The sequence below is a fragment of the Nocardia sp. NPDC060259 genome (assembly GCF_042728775.1).
Lineage (GTDB): Bacteria > Actinomycetota > Actinomycetes > Mycobacteriales > Mycobacteriaceae > Nocardia.
Genome location: NZ_JBHXAY010000012.1, coordinates 67,859 through 89,787, shown reverse-complemented (window position 1 = coordinate 89,787; position 21,929 = coordinate 67,859). Strand labels below are relative to the sequence as shown.

Genomic DNA, 21,929 nt, shown 5'->3' with positions numbered 1-21,929 from the left:
TGCGGCGTCACGCCCACTGCGCTCATGCCGAATTTCTCGGTCTCACGGAGTACGTCAGGTGTCTTCGTGCTGCCCGAAAAACGTTCGGTCTGCTGTTTTTTCGCGATTCGAGGAGGCTCTGGTGCACGGTACGGAGTTGGGTGGGTTCAGTGCGCGACCACAGGAAGCGGAGGCCGCGTCGGCGCCGTTCCCGCTGACCCCCGCCCAGCTGGGTGTCTGGTACGCACAGCTGCTCGACCCCGATGTCCCGATCACCATCGCCCAGTACGTCGACATCACCGGTGCGCTGGATGCCGCTGTGCTGCAACAGGTCACGGCCGAGGCTGCGCACGCCTACGGCTCCCCGCTGGTGCGCATCGGCGAATCCGACGGCGTTCCGTACCAGGTCGTCGACCACACCATCCCGGTCGAGACCGAGCTGCCGATGATCGATCTGCGCCACCACGACGACCCGGTCGCCGCCGCGCACGAGTGGATGCGCGCGGAATTCGGCGCCCCGATCGACCTGCTCGCCGACCGGCTGGTGGCGGGTGCGGTGCTGCGGGTCGGCGAGGCGCGCTGGTTCTGGTACCTGCGCGGACACCACATCGTGCTCGACGGCTACGGCGCCTTCACCAACTCCCAGCGCATCGCCGAGCTCTACACCGCCCGCGTGCTCGGCACCCAGGCACGCGAGGTCGTGCCCGGTGACCTGGCCGAACTCGTCGAGGGCGAACAGCGCTACCGCGAGAGCACCCGGTTCGCGGGCGACCGCGAACACTGGGCCGAGCGCATCGCGGGCCTGGACAGCCCGACCGGGCTCGACACCCGCACCGCCCCGCGCGCCGCGATCAATCTGGTGACCGGCGGACGCCTGTCGGAAAAGCTGGTCGATCGGCTGGAAACCATTGCCGCCAGCGATGATTCGACCATCTCGGCGGTGCTGCTCGCCGCCTTCGCCGCCTACCTCGGCCGGCTCACCGACACCCCGGACGCGGTGCTGAGCCTGCCCGTCACCGCCCGCACCACCGCGGTGATGCGCCGCTCGGCGGGCATGCTGTCCAACATCGTGCCGCTGCGCCTGCCCACCGGCGCGGCGGGCGCCACCACCACGTGGGGGGAGCTGCTGCGCGCGGCGCGGGTGGAGGTGGCCGGTGCGCTGCGGCATCAGCGCTACCGCGCCGAGGACATCCGCCGCGACGCCGAGGACGACGGCCGCCCCGCCCGGCGCGCGCTGTTCGGCCCGCTCGCCAACTTCATGCTCTTCCGCAGCGACCTCACCCTCGGCACCACCACCGGCCGCTACCGGGTGCTGTCCACCGGCCCGATCGAGGACCTGAGCCTCAACGTCTACTACGGCGACCGCGATCGCGTGCACGTCGACTTCGAGGCCAACCCCAACCTCTACGACGCCGACACCCTGGCCCGCCACCACAGCCGGTTCCTCGGCTTCCTCGAGCGCCTCTCGGCCGCCGACCTGGACACTTCGATCGCCGCCGTCGAGGTGGCGACCGAGCTGGAACTGGAGGTCAGCACCAAGATCTGGAACGCGACCACCTTCGACGTCGAGGCCGCGCTGGCCGAGCGCCGCGTGGCCGCCGCGACGCTGCCCGCGCTGTTCGAAGCGCAGGTCGCCCGCACGCCCGACGCCGTCGCGGTGCGGATGGCGGGCGACGACGACGCGACCATGACCTACGGCGAGCTGGCCCAGCGGGTCAACCGGCTGGCCCGGCGGCTGCGCGCCGACGGCATCGGCCCGGAATCGCTGGTGGCGCTGAGCATTCGGCGTTCGCCGGACCTGGTCGTCGCGATGTACGCGGTCCTCGCCGCTGGCGCGGCCTACGTGCCGATCGACCCGGATCATCCGGCCGAGCGCATCGCGCACATCCTCGGCATTGCCGCACCGGCCGCCGTCCTGACCACCACCCGCGACGGTGCGCCCGGCGCCGACGCGCTGCCGGTGCTGGCCGTGGACGCTCTCGATCTCAGCGGCTGTGCCGACACCTCGCTGACCGATGCCGAGCGCACCGCACCGCTGCGCCCCGGTCATCCCGCCTACGTCATCTTCACCTCCGGCTCCACCGGCCTGCCCAAGGGCGTCGCGGTCGAGCATGCCGCGATCGTCAACCGGCTGGTGTGGATGCAGCACAGCTACCGGCTACACGGCATCGACGTGGTGCTGCAGAAGACCCCGATGACATTCGATGTCTCGGTGTGGGAGTTCTTCTGGCCCTTGCAGATCGGCGCGACGCTGCTGCTCGCCGAGCCGGACGGTCATCGCGATCCCGGGTACCTGCGTAAGGTGATCGGCGAATACGGCGTCACGGTCGCGCATTTCGTACCATCGATGCTGGAAGCCTTTCTCGCCCAGCAGGAGATCGCCGAGCGCACCTCGCTGCGACTGGTCTTCGCCTCGGGCGAGGCACTGCCCGCTGCACTGGCGCAGCGGCTGCGGCTGCTCACCGGAGCGCGGCTGCACAACCTCTACGGCCCGACCGAAGCCGCCGTCGATGTCACCTTCCACGAGGTGAACGACGCCGACCGGGTCACGGTGCCGATCGGCGCGCCGGTGTTCAACACCCGGCTCCATGTTCTCGACTCGCGGCTGCGGCCGGTACCGGTCGGGGCTTCGGGTGAGCTGTATCTGTCGGGGGTACAGCTCGCCCGGGGTTATGTCGGACGTCCCGAGCTCACCTCGGGCCGCTTCATCGCCGACCCGACCGCGCCGGGTGCGCGGATGTACCGCACCGGTGACCTGGTGCGCTGGACGACCAACGGGGAACTGGAATACCTGGGCCGCACCGACTTCCAGGTGAAGCTGCGTGGTCTGCGGATCGAGCTCGGCGAGATCGAAGCCGTGCTCGAAGGCGTCGAGGGCGCGGTGCGCGCGGTGGTCGTCGTCCGCGGCGATGCCGGTGTCGGCGAACAGCTCGTCGCCTATGTCGTGGAATCCGAGCCGGGCACGGTCGCGGTCGAGCAGCTGCGGGAGGCGGCGCTGCGCGCGCTGCCCGGGTACATGGTGCCCGCCGCGTTCGTGCTGCTCGACGCCCTGCCGGTGAACGCCTCCGGCAAGCTGGATCGCAAGGCGCTGCCCGCGCCCGCCCGTATCGTCGTCGCCTACGCCGAGCCGGTCGGCCCGGTGGAGCAGACGGTGGCCAGGGTGTTCGGCGAGGTCCTCGGGCTCGACCGGATCGGCCGCGACGACGACTTCTTCGCGCTGGGCGGCAACAGCCTGGTCGCGACCCAGGTGGCGGCCCGGCTCGGCGCCGACCTCGGCTGCCGGCTCGGCGTGCGCGATCTTTTCGGCGCGACCACCCCCGCCCGGCTGGCCGCCGCGATCGCCGAGCGCGCCGACGCCGGGATCTCCGCCCAGCTGCCGGTGCTGGCGGCGCGTCCGCGTCCCGCGCTGATCCCGCTCTCACCCGCGCAGCAGCGGATCTGGTTCCTCAATCGGTTCGATCCGTCGGCGCCCGGCTACAACATGCCGTTCGTGGTCCGGCTGCGCGGCACCGCGAATCTGTCCGCGCTCGTCGACGCGCTGACCGCCGTCGTCGGGCGGCACGAGGCGCTGCGCACCGTGTTCCCCGCGGTGGATGTGCCCGGCGGCGAGGTGGCCGAGCAGGTCGTGTGTGACGCCGGGATCGTGCGGATCGGTGAGCCGACCACGGTCGCCGCCGTCGACCTGGACGCCGAACTCGCCCGATTCGCCCGCGCCGGTTTCGATCTCGAACGCGAGGCGCCGTTCCGCGCGCACATCTTCGTCGTCACGGATGAACCGTACGAGTGCGCGCTTGCGGTCGTCCTGCATCACATCGCGGCCGACGGTGTTTCGCTGCAGGTGCTGGTGCGCGATGTGCTCACCGCCTACCAGGCCGCCACCGCGGGCATCGAGCCAGGCTGGGCGCCGCTGAGTGTGCAGTACGCCGACTACGCGCTGTGGCAGCGCGAACTGCTCGGGGTGGAAACCGATCCGCAGTCGCTGGCCGCCCGCGAAATCGCTTTCTGGGAGCGAACTCTGGCGGGTCTGCCCGATCAGCTGGAACTTCCGTCGGCGCGGCCGCGTCCGGTCGAGCCGAGCATGCGCGGCGCCCGGACCGGCTTCACCATCGGCGCCGGCCTGCACCGGCAGCTGTCCGAGCTGGCCAACCAGGCGGGCGCGTCGCTGTTCATGGTGCTGCACACGGCGCTGGCCGTGCTGCTGGCCCGGCTCGGCGACACCACCGACATCGCGATCGGCACTGGCGTCGCGGGCCGCGGCGACCGGGCGATCGACGATCTGATCGGCATGTTCGTCAACACCCTCGTGCTGCGTACCGAGATCGACCCGGCCGCGAGCTTCACCGCGGTACTGGAACACACCCGCGAGACCGACCTCGCCGCGTTCGCGCACGCCACGGTCCCGTTCGACCGGCTGGTCGACGTGGTGAACCCGGCCCGTTCGCAGTCTCGGCACCCGCTGTTCCAGGTGGCACTGAATTTCCAGGCCGTACTCGACACCAGCTTCGAACTCGGTGGCGCCCCGGTGTCGGTGCACGAGATCGAACTCGACATCACCAAGTTCGACCTGCAGATCACCCTTGCCGAACGGCGCGGTGCCGCAGGCGAAGCCGCGGGCATCGACGCCGTTGCCCTCTACGCCACCGACCTGTTCGACGATGCCGAGATCGTCGACCTCGGCGCGCGTTTCGTGCGCCTGCTCGGCGCGGCGGTGTCCGCACCGGAGACGCCGGTCGGCGATCTTCCACTGCTGTCAGCGGCCGAACAGGCGCGTCTGACCGGCATGCGCGGCGCACCCGTCACCGCCACCGGTCTGCTTCCCGACCTCCTCGCCACCGCCGTCGCGGCCGACCATGATCGGGTCGCGGTCACCGACGGCGACCGCGGCCTCACCTACCGGGAACTCGACCGGGCGTCCTCCCGGCTGGCGCGGGTGCTCATCGACGGCGGTGTCGGCCCCGATGACATTGTCGCGGTGGGTATTCCGCGCTCGATCGAGTCGGTGCTCGCGGTGTGGGCCATCGCCAAGGCCGGTGCCGCCTGGCTGCCCGTCGACCCGAGCTACCCGCTCGAGCGGATCACCCATATGGTGACCGATTCCGGTGCGCGAGTAGGTCTTACGGTGTCGGCGGCGCAGGACGCACTGCCTGGCCCGGCCGATTGGCTCGTCCTCGACGAGCTGAAGCTGATGGCCGACTGCGCCGCCCGCTCCAGCGATCCCGTCACCGACGCCGACCGGGTGCGCCCGCTGCGCGCCCAGCATCTGGCCTACGTCATCTACACCTCCGGCTCCACCGGCCTGCCCAAGGGCGTGCTGGTGACCCAGGCGGGCATAGCCGGGTTCGCCGCCGAGGAGACCGACCGCATGTTCGGCAGCCCCGAGGCGCGGGTGCTGCAGGTCGGGTCGCCCTCGTTCGACATCTCCGTGATGGAGCTGCTGCTCGCGGTGAATTCCGCCGCCACCCTGGTGATCGCGCCGATGGGCCGTCACGTGGGCGCCGACCTCGCGCTATTGCTGGCCGAGGAGCGGGTCACCCACGCCCTGATGACCCCGTCGGGTCTGGCGGTGCTCGATCCCGCGCAGCTCGACGACCTGCGCATGGTGATGGTCGGCGGCGAAGCCTGCCCGCCCGACCTGGTCGCCCGCTGGACCGAGGGCGCCGTGCCCCGCGCGTTCGTCAACGCCTACGGCCCCTCCGAGACGACGGTCGCCACCAATATCAGCGCCCCGCTGTCCGCTCGCGCGCCACTGACCCTCGGCACCCCGCTGCGCGGCATCGCCCAGTGGGTCCTCGACGACCGGTTGCAGCCGGTCCCCGCCGGCGTCCCGGGTGAGCTGTACGTCGCGGGCGCGCAGGTGGCCCGCGGCTACCGCAGCCGCGCCGCCCTCACCGCGGGCCGCTTCGTCGCCTGCCCGTGGGAGCCGGGCGTGCGCATGTACCGCACCGGTGACCTGGTCCGCTGGACCGCCGAGGGCGCCCTGGAATACCTGGGCCGCAACGACGACCAGGTGAAGCTCCGCGGCTTCCGCATCGAACTGGGCGAGATCGAAGCCGCCCTGCTCGCCCAGCCGTCGGTGCGCCAGGCGGTCGTGCTGGTGCGCGCCGACGCGCACAGAGGTGACCAGCTGGTCGCGTACCTGGTGCCCGTCAACGCCGACGCCGCATTGCGCGGGGCCGCCGATGCGCGAGAAGGTTTCAGGGCCAACGGAATCGGGGTCGTTGCGAACGCGAATTCGTCGCACGACCGTGGGTCGGCCGGTGTCGATGCCGAAGTGAACTCTGATGTGTCGCGAAAGGGCGTGGAGACGCCCGGCATCGGTGTCGAGACGGTCACGCCACGCGAGATTGTGCGGCCCGAGGTCGATGTCGTGGCGATCGAGACCGCCCTGCGCGGGTCCCTCGCCGCGCACATGGTGCCGTCCGCGTTCGTCGTCATCGACGCGCTGCCGCTCACCCCGGGCGGCAAGCTCGACCGCCGTGCGCTGCCCGAGCCGGTGTTCGCCGCTCGTGCGTTCCGTGCGCCCGCCGCGGGTGCCGAGACCGTGGTTGCGCGGGTGTTCGGCGAGGTGCTCGGTGTCGAGCGGGTCGGCGCCGACGACGACTTCTTCGCGCTCGGCGGCAACTCGCTGGTCGCCACCCAGGTGGTCGCGCGCCTCGGCGCCGCGCTCGGTGTGACGGTGTCGCTGAAGGTGCTGTTCGAGGCGCCGACGGTCACCGCGCTCGCGGCCCGCCTCGGCACGGGCGAGACGGCAGCGGTCCGCCTGCCGCTGGTGGCAGGAGAACGGCCGCAACGGATTCCGCTGTCCTACGCGCAGCAGCGCATGTGGTTCCTCAACCAGTTCGACGCGGATTCGGTGGCCGACAATATCGCCGCCGCCATCCGCCTGACCGGCGCGCTCGACCACGCCGCCATGACCGCCGCGGTCGCCGCGGTGTTCGCCCGCCACGAGGCGCTGCGTACCCGCTACCCGTCCGTCGACGGCATCCCCTTCCAGCAGGTGCTCGCCGCCGAACAGCTGACGATCACGCTCGAGCCCGAAGCCGTCGACCCTGCCGCGCTCGATGACCGGATTCGTACCGTCGCCGCGGTGCCCTTCGCGGTCGACCAGGAACCGCCGGTGCGCCTGCATCTGCTGCGCACCGCCGCCGACGAGCACGTCCTGGTCCTGGTGCTGCACCACATCGCCGCCGACGGCTGGTCGGTCGCCCCGCTCACCCGAGACGTGATGGTGGCCTACGCCGCCCACCTCGCGGGCACCGCACCGCGATGGACCCCGCTGCCGGTGCAGTACGCCGACTTCGCCCTGTGGCAGCGTGCCGCGCTCGGCGCCGAGGACGATCCCGATTCGCCGATGGCGCGCCAGATCGATTTCTGGACAACCGAACTCGCCGAGCTGCCCGACCTGCTCGCCCTGCCCGCCGATCGTCCGCGCCCCGCGGTCGCCTCGGGCCGCGGCGCCCGCCACACCTTCGCCGTTCCGGCCACGATCACCGACCGGCTGCGCGCGCTCGCCGCCGACGCCCAGGCCTCGCTGTTCATGGTGCTGCATGCCGCCTTCGCCGCCACCTTGGCGAAACTGTCCGGCCAGCAGGACATTTCGATCGGCACCCCGGTGGCGGGCCGTGGCGATCAGGCGCTCGACGAGCTCGTCGGCATGTTCGTCAACACCCTCGTGCTGCGTACCCAGATCCGCTCCGACGCCACCTTCGCCGAACTCGTCGGCACCGTCCGCGACGGTGACCTGCGCGCCCTGGCCAACACCGATGTCACCTTCGACCGGCTCGTCGAAGCGCTCAACCCCGAGCGCTCCACCGCCAGGCACCCGCTGTTCCAGGTGATGCTCGACTTCCAGAACAACACCCAGACCGAACTCGAACTGGCGGGCCTCACCGCTTCCGAAATCGAGATCGACACCTACACCGCCAAATTCGACCTGCAGCTGACCCTGCGCGAGACCACCGACGGCCTGCTCGCCCGCTTCGAGTACGCCACCGACCTGTTCGACGCGCAGACCATCACAGATTTCGGTACCCGCCTGCTGCGGGTGCTGGATACGGTGACCGCCGATCCCAGCGTCGTGATCGGCGACATCGACCTCCTCGGCGCCGCGGAGCGCACCCGCATCCTCGACACCTGGAACGCCACCGAATACCCGGTCGACGAGTCCATGACGCTGGTCTCGCTGTTCGCGGCCCAGGCGGCGCGCACCCCTGGCGCGATCGCGCTGACCCGCGAGGACGAATCGCTCAGCTACGCCGACTTCGCCGAGCGGGTCAACCGCCTCGCGCGCCTGCTGATCTCGATCGGCGTCCGTCCGGACCGCACCGTGGCCATCGGCATGCACCGCTCCACGGACCTGGTCGTCGCCATGTACGCGGTGCTCGCCGCGGGCGGCGCCTACGTGCCGCTGGACCCGGAGCACCCGGCCGAACGCCTCGCCGACGTCATCGACGCGGCGGACCCGGTCTGCGTCCTCACCCGCTCGATCGACGAACTCGACCTGCCCGCGACGACGTCGGTCCCGGTGCTCGAGTTCGAGCAGCTCGACACCGCCGACTACCCGGCCGAGCCGATCACCGATGCCGACCGCCTCGCGACCCTCACACCGGCCGATGCCGCCTATCTGATCTTCACGTCCGGCTCGACCGGCAAGCCCAAGGGCGTCGTCGTCTCGCACGCCGCGATCGTCAACCGCCTGGTGTGGATGCAGGACGCCTACCGCCTCACCGCCGCCGACACCGTGCTGCAGAAGACCCCCGCGACCTTCGACGTCTCGGTGTGGGAGTTCTTCTGGCCCTTGCAGATCGGTGCTCGGCTGGTGCTGGCCCGGCCCGACGGCCATCGAGACCCGGCCTACCTGGCCGACCTGATCGACGCCGAGTCGGTCACTGTCGTCCACTTCGTGCCGTCGATGCTGTCGGTGTTCGTCGCCGCTCTCGGCGCGTCCTCGACCGCCCTCGTCGACGACACGAGCATCGGGACGGTCGCGGGCGGCGCCTCGGCGAGCGCGCTCCCCGGGAACGTGACCGGTACGGCGGCCGGACGGTGCGCGTCGTTGCGCATGGTGTTCGCGTCCGGTGAGGCGCTGCCGCCCGCACCCGCTCAGCTGTTGCGCCGCCTCACCGGCACGGCTGTACACAACCTGTACGGTCCGACCGAGGCCGCGGTCGACGTCACCTTCCACGAGGTCGTCGACGCCGATGTGCTCACCGTGCCGATCGGCGAGCCCGTCCACAACACCCGCGTCTACGTGCTCGACGCGCGGCTGCGGCCGGTCCCGGTGGGCGTCCCCGGCGAGCTCTACCTCGCCGGCGCCCAGCTCGCCCGTGGCTACGCGGGTCGCGCCGACCTGACCGCCGACCGTTTCGTCGCCGACCCGTTCGCCGTGTCCGCTGCGGGGGCTCCCGAGAGCCCCGCGGGCTCGCGCATGTACCGCACCGGTGACCTGGTCGCGTGGACCGCGGACGGCGAGCTGGAGTACCTGGGCCGCACCGATTTCCAGGTGAAACTGCGCGGTCTGCGGATCGAGCTCGGTGAGATCGAGGCCGCGTTGGCCGACCTGGCCGAGGTCGCGCAGGCGGCGGTCGTCGTCCGCGACGACCTGCTGGTGGCCTATCTGGTCGCGGCGACGGACATCGACACCGATCGGGTGAAGGCTGCTCTCACCCGCACGCTGCCCGCCTACATGGTTCCCGCGGCGTACGTCGAACTCGACGCCTTCCCGCTCAACGCCTCCGGCAAGCTCGCCCGCTCGGCACTGCCCGAGCCGGTTTTCGAGGCCGCCGTGTTCCGCGCCCCGGTCACCGAGGTGGAGCGGATCGTGGCGATCACGTTCGCCACCGTGCTCGGTTTCCCCGCCGACCGGGAAGTCGGCCTGGACGACGACTTCTTCGCCCTCGGCGGCAACTCGCTCAATGCCACCCAGGTGGCCGCCCGACTCGGCGACGCCCTCGACACCCAGGTGCCCGTGCGACTGCTGTTCGACGCGCCGACCGTGGCAGCCCTGACCGAACGGTGCGTCGCGCTGCGGGGCACCGGCCGTCGCCTCCCGCTGGCCACTCGCGAACGCCCGCAGCGGATTCCGCTGTCCGCGGCGCAGCGCCGGATGTGGTTCCTCAACCGCTACCTCGCCGATGCCGACGGCCCCGGCGACGCCGTCGACAACATCCCGGTCGCACTGCGCCTGTCCGGTGCGCTCGACATCATCGCGCTCGAAGCGGCCATCGCCGATGTCGTCGACCGGCACCAAACCCTGCGCACCAGCTACCCGGACGGCCCGGAAGGCGCCGAGCAGCTGATCGCCGACGCCGCACGCCTCGTACTGCGGCCGGAGCCGATCACCGAGGCCGAGCTGCCCTTGCGCCTGTTGTCCTGCGCCGCGATCAGATTCGACCTCACCACCGAAATCCCCTTCCGCGCAGCGCTGTTCGCCGTGGCTGACGATCACGTCCTCGTGCTGGTGATCCATCACATCGCCGCCGACGGCTTCTCCCTCGGCCCGCTGGCCGCCGACCTGATGACCGCCTACGCCGCCCGCCGCGACGGCACCGCCCCCGCGTGGTCGCCGCTGCCGATCCACTACGCGGACTACGCGCTCTGGCAGGACGAGAACCTCGGCGAGGCGACCGATCCCACCTCCCTCGCACACACCCAGCTGGCGTTCTGGCGTCGCGGTCTGGCCGGTCTCCCTGAGCAATTGGAACTGCCGACCGACCGCCCCCGCCCCGCCGAGTCCAGCTTCCGTGGCGGCGTGCACCGGTTCCAGATCGACTCCGATCTGCACAGCGAACTGCGTGAACTGGCCCGCAAGCACGAGGCCACCCTGTTCAGCACCGTGCACGCGGCGCTGGCGGTGCTGCTGGCCCGGCTCTCCGGCGGCAGCGACATCGCCATCGGCACCCCCGTCGCCGGCCGTGGTGAGGCCGCGCTCGACGGGCTGATCGGCATGTTCGTCAACACCCTCGTGCTGCGCAGCCAGATCGACCCCCGCGCCGAATTCGAGACCACCCTCGACGCCGTGCGCGCCGGTGACCTCGACGCGCTCTCCCACGCCGACATCCCCTTCGAGCAGATCGTCGACGCGGTGGACCCGGCCCGCTCCCGCAACCGCCACCCGCTGTTCCAGGTGGCACTGGTCCTGCAGAACTTCACCGTGCCCGCGCTCGAGGCCGCCGGGCTGACAGTCGCGCCCGTCGACTTCGACGCCGCGGTCGCCAAGTTCGACCTGCAGTTCACCGTCCGCGAATCCGACGACGTCGACGGCCGCGCCGACGGCATGGCCATCGAAATCGCCTACGCCACGGATCTGTTCGACGCGGGCAGCATCGCGGTGCTGGCCCGCCGGTTCACCCAGGTGCTGGCCGCCGTCGTCGCCGATCCGACCGTCGTGGTCGGTGACATCCAGCTGCTCAGCGCCGAGGAACAGCAGCGCACCCTGCACGACTGGGCGACCACCGGCAGCTCGGTGGCCTCGGACACCGAGACCATGCTGGACCGGTTCGCTCACGTCGCCGCGGCCGACCCGCAGGCCGTCGCGGTGAAGGCGGGCCCCGACGCCCTCACCTACGGTGAGCTCGACGCCTGGTCCAACCGTCTGGCCCGGCGTCTCGTCGGAGCCGGCGTCGGCCCGGAAACACTGGTGGCCGTTGCCCTTCCGCGTTCGGTGGAACTGGCCGTCGCACTGCTGGCCGTGCTCAAGGCGGGCGGCGGCTACCTGCCGATCGACCCGAACTACCCGGCCGACCGCATCGAGTACGTCCTCGACGACGCCCGTCCGCTCTGCGCGATCGCCACCGCCGGCGCCGGACTGGCTCGCGACTGGTTCGGCGGCCCTGTACTCGACCCCGCCGCCGACACCCTGAGCGGCCACTCGGTCGCACCGCTGACCGACGCGGACCGCCGCGCGCCGCTGACCTCGGCGAACACCGCCTACGTCATCTACACCTCCGGCTCCACCGGCCGCCCCAAGGGCGTGGTGATCCCGCACACGAACGTCCTCGCGCTGCTGGACAACAGCGCCGGCCACTTCGGCTTCGGCCCGTCGGACGTGTGGACGATGTTCCACTCCTACGCCTTCGACTTCTCGGTCTGGGAACTGTGGGGCGCGCTGCTGACCGGCGGCTCGGTGGTCCTGGTCGACTACTTCACCTCGCGCTCGCCCGAGCAGTTCCGTGCACTGCTGCTCGCCGAGCGGGTGACCGTGCTCAACCAGACCCCGTCGGCGTTCTACCAGCTCATCGCCGCCGATCTGGCTGCGCCGCGAGCGGCGGGCCCGGAGGAGGTAGCGGAGCGTAACCACGCACGGTCCTCGGGAGCGGCGCCGTCGGATACTGCGCCCGCTCACTACGCGCTGCGTACGGTGATCTTCGGTGGTGAGGCGCTGGAACCGCAGCGGTTGTCGGGCTGGTTCGCCCGCTACCCGCACTCGCCGCGTCTGGTGAACATGTACGGCATCACCGAGACCACGGTGCACTCCTCCTATCGGGAGATCACGCCGGACACCGGTTCGGCCAGCGTGATCGGCAGTGCTCTCGCGGGACTGACTGTGCGCCTGCTGGATTCGCGCCTGCGGCCTGTTCCGGTTGGCGTGCCCGGCGAAATCTATGTCTCCGGGGCGCAATTGGCGCGCGGCTACCTGGCTCGTCCCGCGCTGACCGCGAGCCGATTCGTCGCCGACGCCTACGGCGCGCCGGGCAGCCTGGCCTACCGCTCCGGTGACCTGGCGCGCTGGACCGCCTTCGGCGAACTCGAGTACCTGGGCCGGGCCGACCAGCAGGTCAACCTGCGCGGTTTCCGCGTCGAGCTCGGCGAGATCGAAGCCGCGCTGCTGCACAGCTCGGTGGCTCCGCGCGAGGTCGCGGTGCTGGTTCGCACCGACCTGGTCGACGAGCCGAGGATCGTGGCCTACCTGGTCGCAGGCCCGGAGACCGGGCGCGTCGAGGCCGCCGCCATCCGCCAGGAACTGGCCCGCACGCTGCCCGAGCACATGCTCCCGGCCGCCGTCGTCCCCGTCGAGCGCATTCCGCTGACCGTCAACGGCAAGCTGGACCGGGCCGCGCTGCCCGCTCCGGTCTTCGAGACCACCGTCTACCGCAAGCCGGCCACGGTGACCGAGGAGATCATCGCCGCGGTCTACGCCGAGGTGCTCGGCCGCACCGCCGCCGACGACCAGCCGATCGGCGCCGACGACGACTTCTTCGCCCTCGGCGGCAGCTCGCTGCTCGCGGCGAAGGCGGTGGCCAGGATCGGCGCCGCGCTGGACCGGCGGGTCGGCGTGCGGACCCTGTTCGAGACACCGCGCGTCGGCGAGCTGGCCGCGGCCGTGGACGCGCAGGCGAAGGTCGACCGTCCCGCGCTGGTCGGCCGGGCCCGTCCCGAGCAGCTGCCGCTCTCGCCCGCGCAGCAGCGGATGTGGTTCCTGAACCGTTTCGACCGCGCCTCGGTGGCCTACAACATCCCGTTCGCGCTGCGCCTGTCCGGTGATCTCGATGTGGCCGCGCTGCAAGCCGCGGTGGGCGATCTGGTCGCCCGCCACGAATCGCTGCGGACGGTGTACCCGGAGTTCGACGGGGCGCCCGTGCAGTCGATCATGACTGCCGCTCAGGCCGTTCCGTCGCTCGAGCCGATCGCTGTCACCGAGGCCGAGCTGCCCGGCGCGATCGGTGAACTGGCCGCGACCACCTTCGATGTCACCGCGGAGATCCCGGTTCGGCTGCGCCTGTTCCAGGTGGGCGCTGTAACCGATGGTCGCGCTCCCGAGGGCCCTGCGGAGTCCCGCTCGGCCACCGACACCACCACCACCACCGGCAGCGGCACCGGCACCGGTATCGCCACGGGTACTGGCATGGGTACTGCCACCTCTACCGCAGGCCCCGCCGGAACCATCGCAGGCGAATTCGTGCTCGCCGCCGTCCTGCACCACATTGCCGCTGACGGCTCTTCGATTGCCCCGTTCGTCGCCGATTTGATGCGTGCCTACACCGCGCGCCTGGCCGACACCGCGCCCTGCTGGGCGCCGCCCGCAGTGCAGTTTGCCGACTACGCGCTGTGGCAGCGCGAGCTGCTGGGTGACGAAGCTGACCCGGAATCGGTTGCCGCCCAACAGGTCGGCTACTGGCGGACCCAGCTGGCCGGACTGCCCGATCAGCTGACCCTGCCCACCGACCGGCCCCGCCCTGCCCGGCAGAGCCTGCGCGGCGACAAGGTGAGTTTCACCGTCGACGCCGACCTGCACGCCGCGCTCGTCGCCCTTGGCCGCGGCGCGGGCGCCACCCTGTTCATGGTGGTGCACGCGGCCTTCGCCGCCCTGCTGGCCCGCCTCTCGGGTACGGCAGACATCGCCGTCGGCACCCCCAACGCGGGCCGCGGCGAAGCCGAGCTCGACGAGGTCATCGGCATGTTCGTCAACACCCTGGTGCTGCGCACCCAGGTCGCGGCCGATGCGCCTTTTACCGACCTGCTCGGCGCCGCCCGCGCCGCCGACATCGCCGCGTTCTCGCACGCGGATGTGCCGTTCGAGCGCCTGGTCGAGGTCCTCAACCCGGCCCGCTCCACCGCCCGGCACCCGCTGTTCCAGGTCGGCTACTCGTTCCAGAACCATGAGCGCGGTCAGCTCGAGCTGCCGGGACTGACCGTCTCCGACATCGAATTCGATTCCGGCGTCGCCCAATTCGACCTGCATCTGTTCGCGCTCGATCACTACACCGCCGACGGCGCACCCGCCGGTATCGAGATGGCGCTGGGCTACGCGACCGATCTCTTCGACGCGGACACTGCCGAGCGGTTCGCCGATCAGCTGCGCCGGGTGCTCGAATCCGTCACCGCCGCACCGGAAACCGTCGTCGGCGATCTCGATCTGCTCGGCGCCGACCGCACCCTGGTGCTCGACACCTGGAACGCCACCGCGCACCCGGTCGAGCGGACCACCCTGGCCGACCTCGGCGCCCGCCAGGCCGCCGCCACCCCCGATGCGCTCGCGCTGGTGGACGGCGAGACCGGCGAATCGCTCGACTACGCCGCCTTCGACGGCCGCGTCAACCGGATCGCCCGGCTGCTGATCGCCGAAGGCGTCGGCCCGGAACGCACCGTTGTGCTGGCCATGCGGCGCGGTCTCGACCTGGTGATCGCCATGCACGCCGTCGTGCGTGCGGGCGGCGCCTACGTGCCGATCGACCCCGATCACCCGGTCGACCGGATCGCCTACATCGTGTCCACCGCGGCCCCGCTGTGCGTGCTGACCACCGCGGGCGACGGTCTTCCGCTCGCCGTCGACGTGCCGGTGTTCGAACTGGACCACCTCGCGCTGCAAGGACTCTCGGACCACCCGGTCACCGATGCCGAACGCACCGCACCACTGCGCCCCGAGCACCCCGCCTACGTGATCTTCACCTCCGGCTCGACCGGCCTGCCCAAGGGCGTCACCGTCCCGCACGCCGCGATCGTCAACCAGCTGGCCTGGCTACGCGACCGCTTCACCATGACCGGCAGCGATCGCGTCCTGCTGAAGACCCCCGCCACCTTCGACCTGTCGGTATGGGAGTTCTGGTCCCCGCTGACCTCCGGCGGCGCCCTGATCGTCACCCGCCCCGGCGACGAACGCGATCCGGATCGCCTGCGCACCACCATGACCCGCCACGGCGTCACGGTCCTGCACGCGGTTCCGTCGCTGGTCGGCATGCTGCTGGCCACCGAAGCCGGACTGCCGGACTCCTTACGCGCCGTCCTCGCGATCGGCGAAGCGCTACCCGCCACCACGGCCGCCCAGTTCCGCGCCTGCGGCACAGCGGCCCGCCTGCACAACCTGTACGGGCCGACCGAGGCGGCAGTGTCGATCACCGAATACGAAGTGGCACAGGACCCCACGCACGCGGTGCCGATCGGCACTCCCGCCTGGAACAGCGCCCTCTACGTCCTCGACGCCCGCCTTCGCCCCGTACCCATCGGGGTCGCGGGTGAGCTCTACCTGGCCGGTGACCAACTGGCGCGCGGCTACCACGGCCGCCAGGCCCTCACCGCCGACCGCTTCGTCGCCAACCCGTTCGGGGCTCCTGCACGTGGCGCGGCATCGACCGCCGCTCTCGGCTCGCCCGTATCCGCGACTACGGTCGCCGCGACTACCGCAGGTGGAACAGCCACAGACACAGCAATTTTCACCGCTAGGGCGGACGCAGGCGCTGCGGCGACCTCGCCTGCCCACGGTTCGCGGATGTACCGCACCGGCGACATCGTCCGCTGGCGTGCCGACGGCACCCTCGAGTACCTGGAGCGCGCCGACTTCCAGGTGAAGATCGGTGGATTCCGGATCGAGCTCGGCGAGGTCGAGACGGCATTGCTGCGGTGCGCGGGAGTGCGTGCCGCGGTGGCGATCGCCAAGACCGATGAGCGGGCCGGTTCGCGCCTGATCGCCTACGCCGCTGTCGCCGATCTGACCCCCGGCGACGAGCCGGCGATCGCCGCCCGGCTGCGGGGTGAACTCGCCGCTGAGCTGCCCGCGTACATGGTGCCTGCCGCGCTGGTCGTACTCGACGCGTTGCCGCTCAACGCCAACGGCAAGGTCGACCGGGCCCGGCTGCCCGAGCCGGAGTTCGCGGAGGCGGCCTTCCGCGCGCCGGTCACCGCGACCGGACAGCTGGTCGCGCAGACCTTCGTCGAGGTGATCGGCTGCGCGAGCGCAGGCCTGGACGACGACTTCTTCGCCCTCGGCGGCAACTCGCTGATGGCGACCCGCCTGGCTGCCCGGCTCGGTGCGGCGCTGGGCGCGCAGGTGCCGGTGGCCGCGGTGTTCGACGCCCCGACCGTGGCCGCGCTGGCCGAACGGCTCGGCGGCATCGATCGCTCGATCGCCCGTCCGCCGCTGACCCGGCGCACCGGTGACGGGCCCGCGGTGCTCTCGCCCGCGCAGCAGCGCATGTGGGTGCTGCACCAGCTCTCGCCGCAGTCGGCGGCCTATCACATCCCGGCCGCCATCCGGCTCACCGGCGACCTCGACCTGCCCGCCCTGCAGTCGGCGGTCGGCGACCTGCTGGCCCGCCACGACACCCTGCGTACCCGCTACCCCGACACCGCGGCGGGCCCGGTCCAGCAGGTGATGCCCGCTTGGTCCGCCGCGGTCGAACTGACCCCGATCCCGGTCTCGCCCACCGATCTCGAGGCGAGGATCGCCGCCTTGGTCGCGCAGCCGTTCGATATCACGGCGGCACCGCCGGTGCGGGTGGCGCTCTACGGTCTCGGCACTGCGTCCGACGGCGCCACTCCCGAGGGCTCTCCGTGGTCACGCTCCGCTGCCGCCGAGCACGCCGGTCGTGGTGCGGGCGACTACGTCCTCGTCGTCGTTGTGCACCACATCAGCGCCGACGGCTACTCCATCGCTCCGCTCACCCGGGACCTGGTGCGCGCCTATGTCGACCGCACCGAAGGCCGCGAACCCGGCTGGGCGCCACTGGAAATCCAGTACGGCGACTTCAGCGCCTGGCAGCACGAGCTGCTCGGCACCGACAGCGACCCGGACAGCGTGCTCACCCAGCAGCTGAGCTACTGGACCCGCGAACTGGCCGGTGCGCCCGAACTCCTCGCGCTGCCCACCGACCGGCCAAGGGCCACCCGGCGCGAGATGCGCGGTGCGGCCGAACAGTTCGAGGTCGACGCCGAGCTCACCCGCCGTCTCGACGAGGTGGCCCGCGCCAACGGCACCACCCTGTTCACGCTGGTGCACAGCGCCTTGGCGGTGCTGCTGGCCAAGCAGTCCGGCAGCGCCGACATCACCATCGGCGCACCGGTCGCAGGCCGCGGCGCTCGCGAACTCGACGACCTGGTCGGCATGTTCGTCAACACCGTCGTCCTGCGCACCGAAGTGGACTCGCGAGCGCCGTTCACCGACCTGCTCGCCCAGGCGAGGCGACGTGACCTCGCCGCCATCGCGCACGCCGACGTCCCGTTCGAGCAGGTCGTCGATGCCATGGGCCGGGCCCGCTCGGGCGCCTACACCCCGCTGTTCCAGGTGATGCTCACCTTCCAGAACATGCCACCGGGTGGCATCGAGCTACCCGGGCTGCACGTGCGGACGCTGGACCCCGGACTCGGCGAAGCCAAGTTCGACCTGCATTTGACCGCCCTCCAGCGCTACGACACCGACGGCGCACTCGACGGACTCGACGTGCACTTCGGTTACGCCACAGATCTTTTCGAAGCATCCACCATCCGGATACTGGCCGAACGGTTCCGCAAGGTCCTCGCGGCCGTCGCGGCCGACCCGGCCGTGGTGGTGCGGGCGATCGACGTGCGCACCGACGCGGAACAGACACCGCGTCCGCGCGCCTACACCATTGCCGATCTGCCGGGCCTCGTCGGCTCGGCGGCCCGGCTCGCGCCGGCGACCGTGGCATTCGCCCACGGCGAGCACGCCATCTCGTTCGAAGCGCTCGACGCCAAGCTCACCGCGGTGAGCAAGGCGATGGGCGCCGCGATGAAACCCGAAGCGCTGGTGAACGTCGCGCTGGCCGGGCTGGTGCCCGGTGTGCTCGCCGCTCTCGGTGCGTCCGGACTCACCACCACTTTGCAAACACTGGTGACCGATGCCGCCGCGGTGATCGCCGGGTCGGGGTCGGCTGACGACACGGAAGGACAACTCTGATGTCGCACACGGATTCGGTCACGGCCGCTGTCTCGATCGACGCGCTGCTGCGTGACCCCGAGGACGAGCGCAGGCGTGACCCGGCGACGCTGCTCGCCGCTTTCACCACCCAGCTCCGCCACGACCCCGACGCTGTCGCGGTGCGTGACGGTGCGACCGAGCTCAGTTACGGCGAGCTCGGCGAACGGGTCGACGCGCTGGCGGCCTGCCTGGCCGCACGCGGCGTCGGACCGGAGACCACCGTCGCGGTGTCGCTGCCGCGCTCGACCGAGTTGGTCGTCGCCGTGCACGCGGTGATCGCCGCGGGCGGCGCGTTCGTCCTGCTCGATCCGGACGCCCCCGCCGACGTGCGGCAGCGCACGGTGTCGCTGGCGGCGCCGGTTCTGATGATCACCGCGCCGGACACACCCCATCCGAACGGTGTCCCGGCACTGGCGATCGACACCGAACCCTGCGGTGACGTCGCGGCCGACGAGCTACCGGGACCGGGGGCCGACAATCCGGCCTACCTCGTGGTCGATGTGGCGGCGGCGAGCGCGGTCGTCGTCGGACACCGTGCCGCCCAGGCCAATTCGGTGTGGCGGCAGCGGCTCTGCGGCGTCGGCCCCGGTGACGCCGTGCTCTGGCACGCGCCACTGTCCGGTCAGGCGACGGTGGGGGAGATGCTGCTCGCCCTGCAGACCGGCGCCACCCTCGTCCTCCCGACGGGTGCCTCGCTGGCCCGCTCGATCTCCGAGACCGGCGTCACCGCGGCCTGTTTCGATCCCGATCAGCTCGCCGCGCTCGCCGCGCTGCCCGATGCCGAAGAGCGCCTCGATTCCCTGCGCATCGTGCTCAGCTGCGGCGCACCACTGCCCGTCAAGACCGCCGCCGCCTTGCGCGCCGTGAGCGGCGCGACCCTGTGGCACGTCTACGGCAGGCCGGAGACCGCGGGTGAGGTCGTTGCCCACGAGGTCACCGGCGCCGACCTCGAGGTGGTGCCGCTCGGCTCGGCCGCCGACGACGTCGAACTGCTGATCCTCGACGAGCACCTGTGCCCGGTCCCCGACGGTGAAGTCGGCGAACTCTACGTCTCCGGTGTGCAATTGGCGCGCGGATACCTGGGCAGGCAAGCGACCGCGGCCACCTTCCTGGCCAACCCGATCGGCCCGGTCGACGACCGGATGTTCGCCACCGGCGACCTCGTGCGCCGCAGGCCGCCGGGCGACGGCTGGACCGCCGAACTCGAGTTCATCGGCCGCGTCGACGATCGCGACCAGCTCGGGTCCGAGGCGCCGCGCCTGGGCGGGCTCCCCGGCGAACTGCTGCTCGACGAATTCGAAGCGCAGGCCGCCGCGACCCCTTTCGACCCGGCGGTCGTGTACACCCCGAGCACGGGTGACCCGGCCTCGATCATCACCTACGGTGACCTGGACCGGCGCACCAACCAGCTGGCCCGGCACCTGACCGCGCTCGGCGTCGGTCCGGAATCAGCGGTGCTCGTGGATGTTCCGCGCTCGGTGGAACTGATCGTCGCGATGTACGCCGTCCTCAAAGCGGGCGGCGCCGTCGTACCCGTCGACACCGCGACGGCCGTCTTACCGCCGGTCGCGAACTCCGCACTGGTGCTGACCGTGCGCGACCGCGATCACCTGGCGCTGTACGACATTCCGGCCGTCGTCGTCGACGAGGCGCCGCTCGCCGACTACTCCGACGAACCGATCACCCGCGCCGAACGCCGCGCGCCCGTGCTGCCGGAGCATCCCGCGTTCGTGCTGTACCCGCACGGCGCGACCCAGGGCATCACGATCAGCCACATCGCCGCGATGCACCGGCTGACCGGCATCCAGGGCCGCCACGCCTTCACCAACCGCGACGTCTATCTGCATCAGGCGGCCATCGGCGAGGTCACCGAATGGCACGGCTATGTGCTGCCCTTGCGGGTCGGCGCGACCGTCGTCCTCACGGAACCACCCGATCCGGTCCGGTTAGCCGGCCTGGTCGCCGACTACGGCGTGACCACGGCCGACTTCACCCCGCAGCGCCTGGCCGCCTTCACCGAGCACATCCACCGGGCAGGCCTGCGCGCCGAGATCGTCTCGCTGCGCAGCGTCGTCGTTCTCGGTGCGCCGCTCACCGCGGCCGAGGTCCGTGCCTTCGGCGCGGTGACGGGCGCCCGGCTGCACCACGACTACGGCCGGGCCGAGGCCACCGTCACCCTCACCTACCCGCCCGCACCGCGCACCGACACCCCCGAGCCGCCCGCCGTGCGGGTCCGCGAATGGAACCGCCGCGTCTATGTGCTCGACCCGCGCCTGCGGCCGACGAGCCCCGGCGTCGTGGGGGAGCTGTACCTGTCCGGCGCGCAACTGGCCCGCGGATATCGCGACGACCCGGTGGCGACCGCCGATCGTTTCGTGTCGAACCCGTTCGGGATCCCCGGGGAACGGATGTTCCGCACCGGCGAGCTGGCGCGCTGGGAGATCGACGGCACCACAGCGGCATTGGTTCGCCTCGGTTCCGTCGACCTGCTGAAGACCGGTGCACTGGAATCGTTCCCGGTGTGCGGCGCGAGCATGCGAGCCCGGATCGGCGCCGGGATCGGCGCGCGGATCGCCGAATTGTCCCGCAGGCACGCGGTCCCGCCGTTCGCGGTGGTCAGAGCGGCGATGACGGTCCTGCTCGCCTGGCAGGCAGGCGCCGCCGTCGCCGGCGCCACCACTCTCTCCGAAATCCTCTGTGCCGAGCCGGATCCCGTGGTCGCCTCGGCCACCGCGGCTACCAGCGAGTCGTGCGCCGTCACCGGCCCGCTGGGCGAGGTGACACTGAGCTACCTCGACACCGGCGCATTCGACGTCCCCGGCCTCGAACTCACCGCGATGCGCTTCGACGGCTCGACCGTGGCCGACGGCATGCACTTCATCGTCTCCGCCAACGCCGACCCCGACGGCAATCTCGGCCTCGAAATCGAATACAGCACAGACCGTTTCGACGACCGCACCGCCGCCACCCTGCTGCGTCGCTTCTCCCGCGCACTCGGCCTGCTCACCGCCGACCCCGACGCCCCGAGCGACTCCTTCGACCTCAGCACCCCCGCCGAAAGGAAAATCCGATGAGCAATCCGTTCGACGACGAGAACGCCCAGTTCTACGTCCTGGTCAACGCCGAAGGCGAACACTCCCTCTGGCCCACCTTCGCCGCCGTCCCCGGCGGCTGGACCGTAGCCTTCGGCGCCGCCACCCGCACCTCCTGCCTCCAGTACGTCGAAGCCCACTGGCTTGACATGCGCCCCAACTCCCTCATCGCCGCCATGGCCAACGAAGGCTGACACCCCGCCGGCTTC

General features: G+C 71.4%; 3 protein-coding genes. All 3 read left to right on the top strand.

The window, feature by feature from the left end; genetic code table 11:
* Positions 1 to 121 precede the first annotated feature (121 nt).
* From ACFWF2_RS07880 to ACFWF2_RS07870, 3 genes are read left to right on the top strand one after another with little or no spacing between them, the layout of a single operon-like run.
* The gene (locus ACFWF2_RS07880; RefSeq protein ID WP_379305779.1) at positions 122 to 18,607 is read left to right on the top strand and encodes a non-ribosomal peptide synthase/polyketide synthase; all 18,486 of its coding nucleotides are present in this window, start codon (positions 122 to 124) and stop codon (positions 18,605 to 18,607) included.
* Positions 18,607 to 21,702: an AMP-binding protein gene (locus tag ACFWF2_RS07875; RefSeq protein WP_379305777.1), complete on the top strand. Its 3,096-nt coding sequence runs from the start codon at positions 18,607 to 18,609 to the stop codon at positions 21,700 to 21,702. The genes ACFWF2_RS07880 and ACFWF2_RS07875 overlap by 1 nt, the downstream gene beginning before the upstream one ends.
* Positions 21,699 to 21,914, top strand: coding sequence for an MbtH family protein (locus ACFWF2_RS07870; protein WP_308426088.1), 216 nt, complete (start codon positions 21,699 to 21,701; stop codon positions 21,912 to 21,914). Before ACFWF2_RS07875 ends, ACFWF2_RS07870 begins: the two co-directional genes overlap by 4 nt.
* Positions 21,915 to 21,929 lie beyond the last annotated feature (15 nt).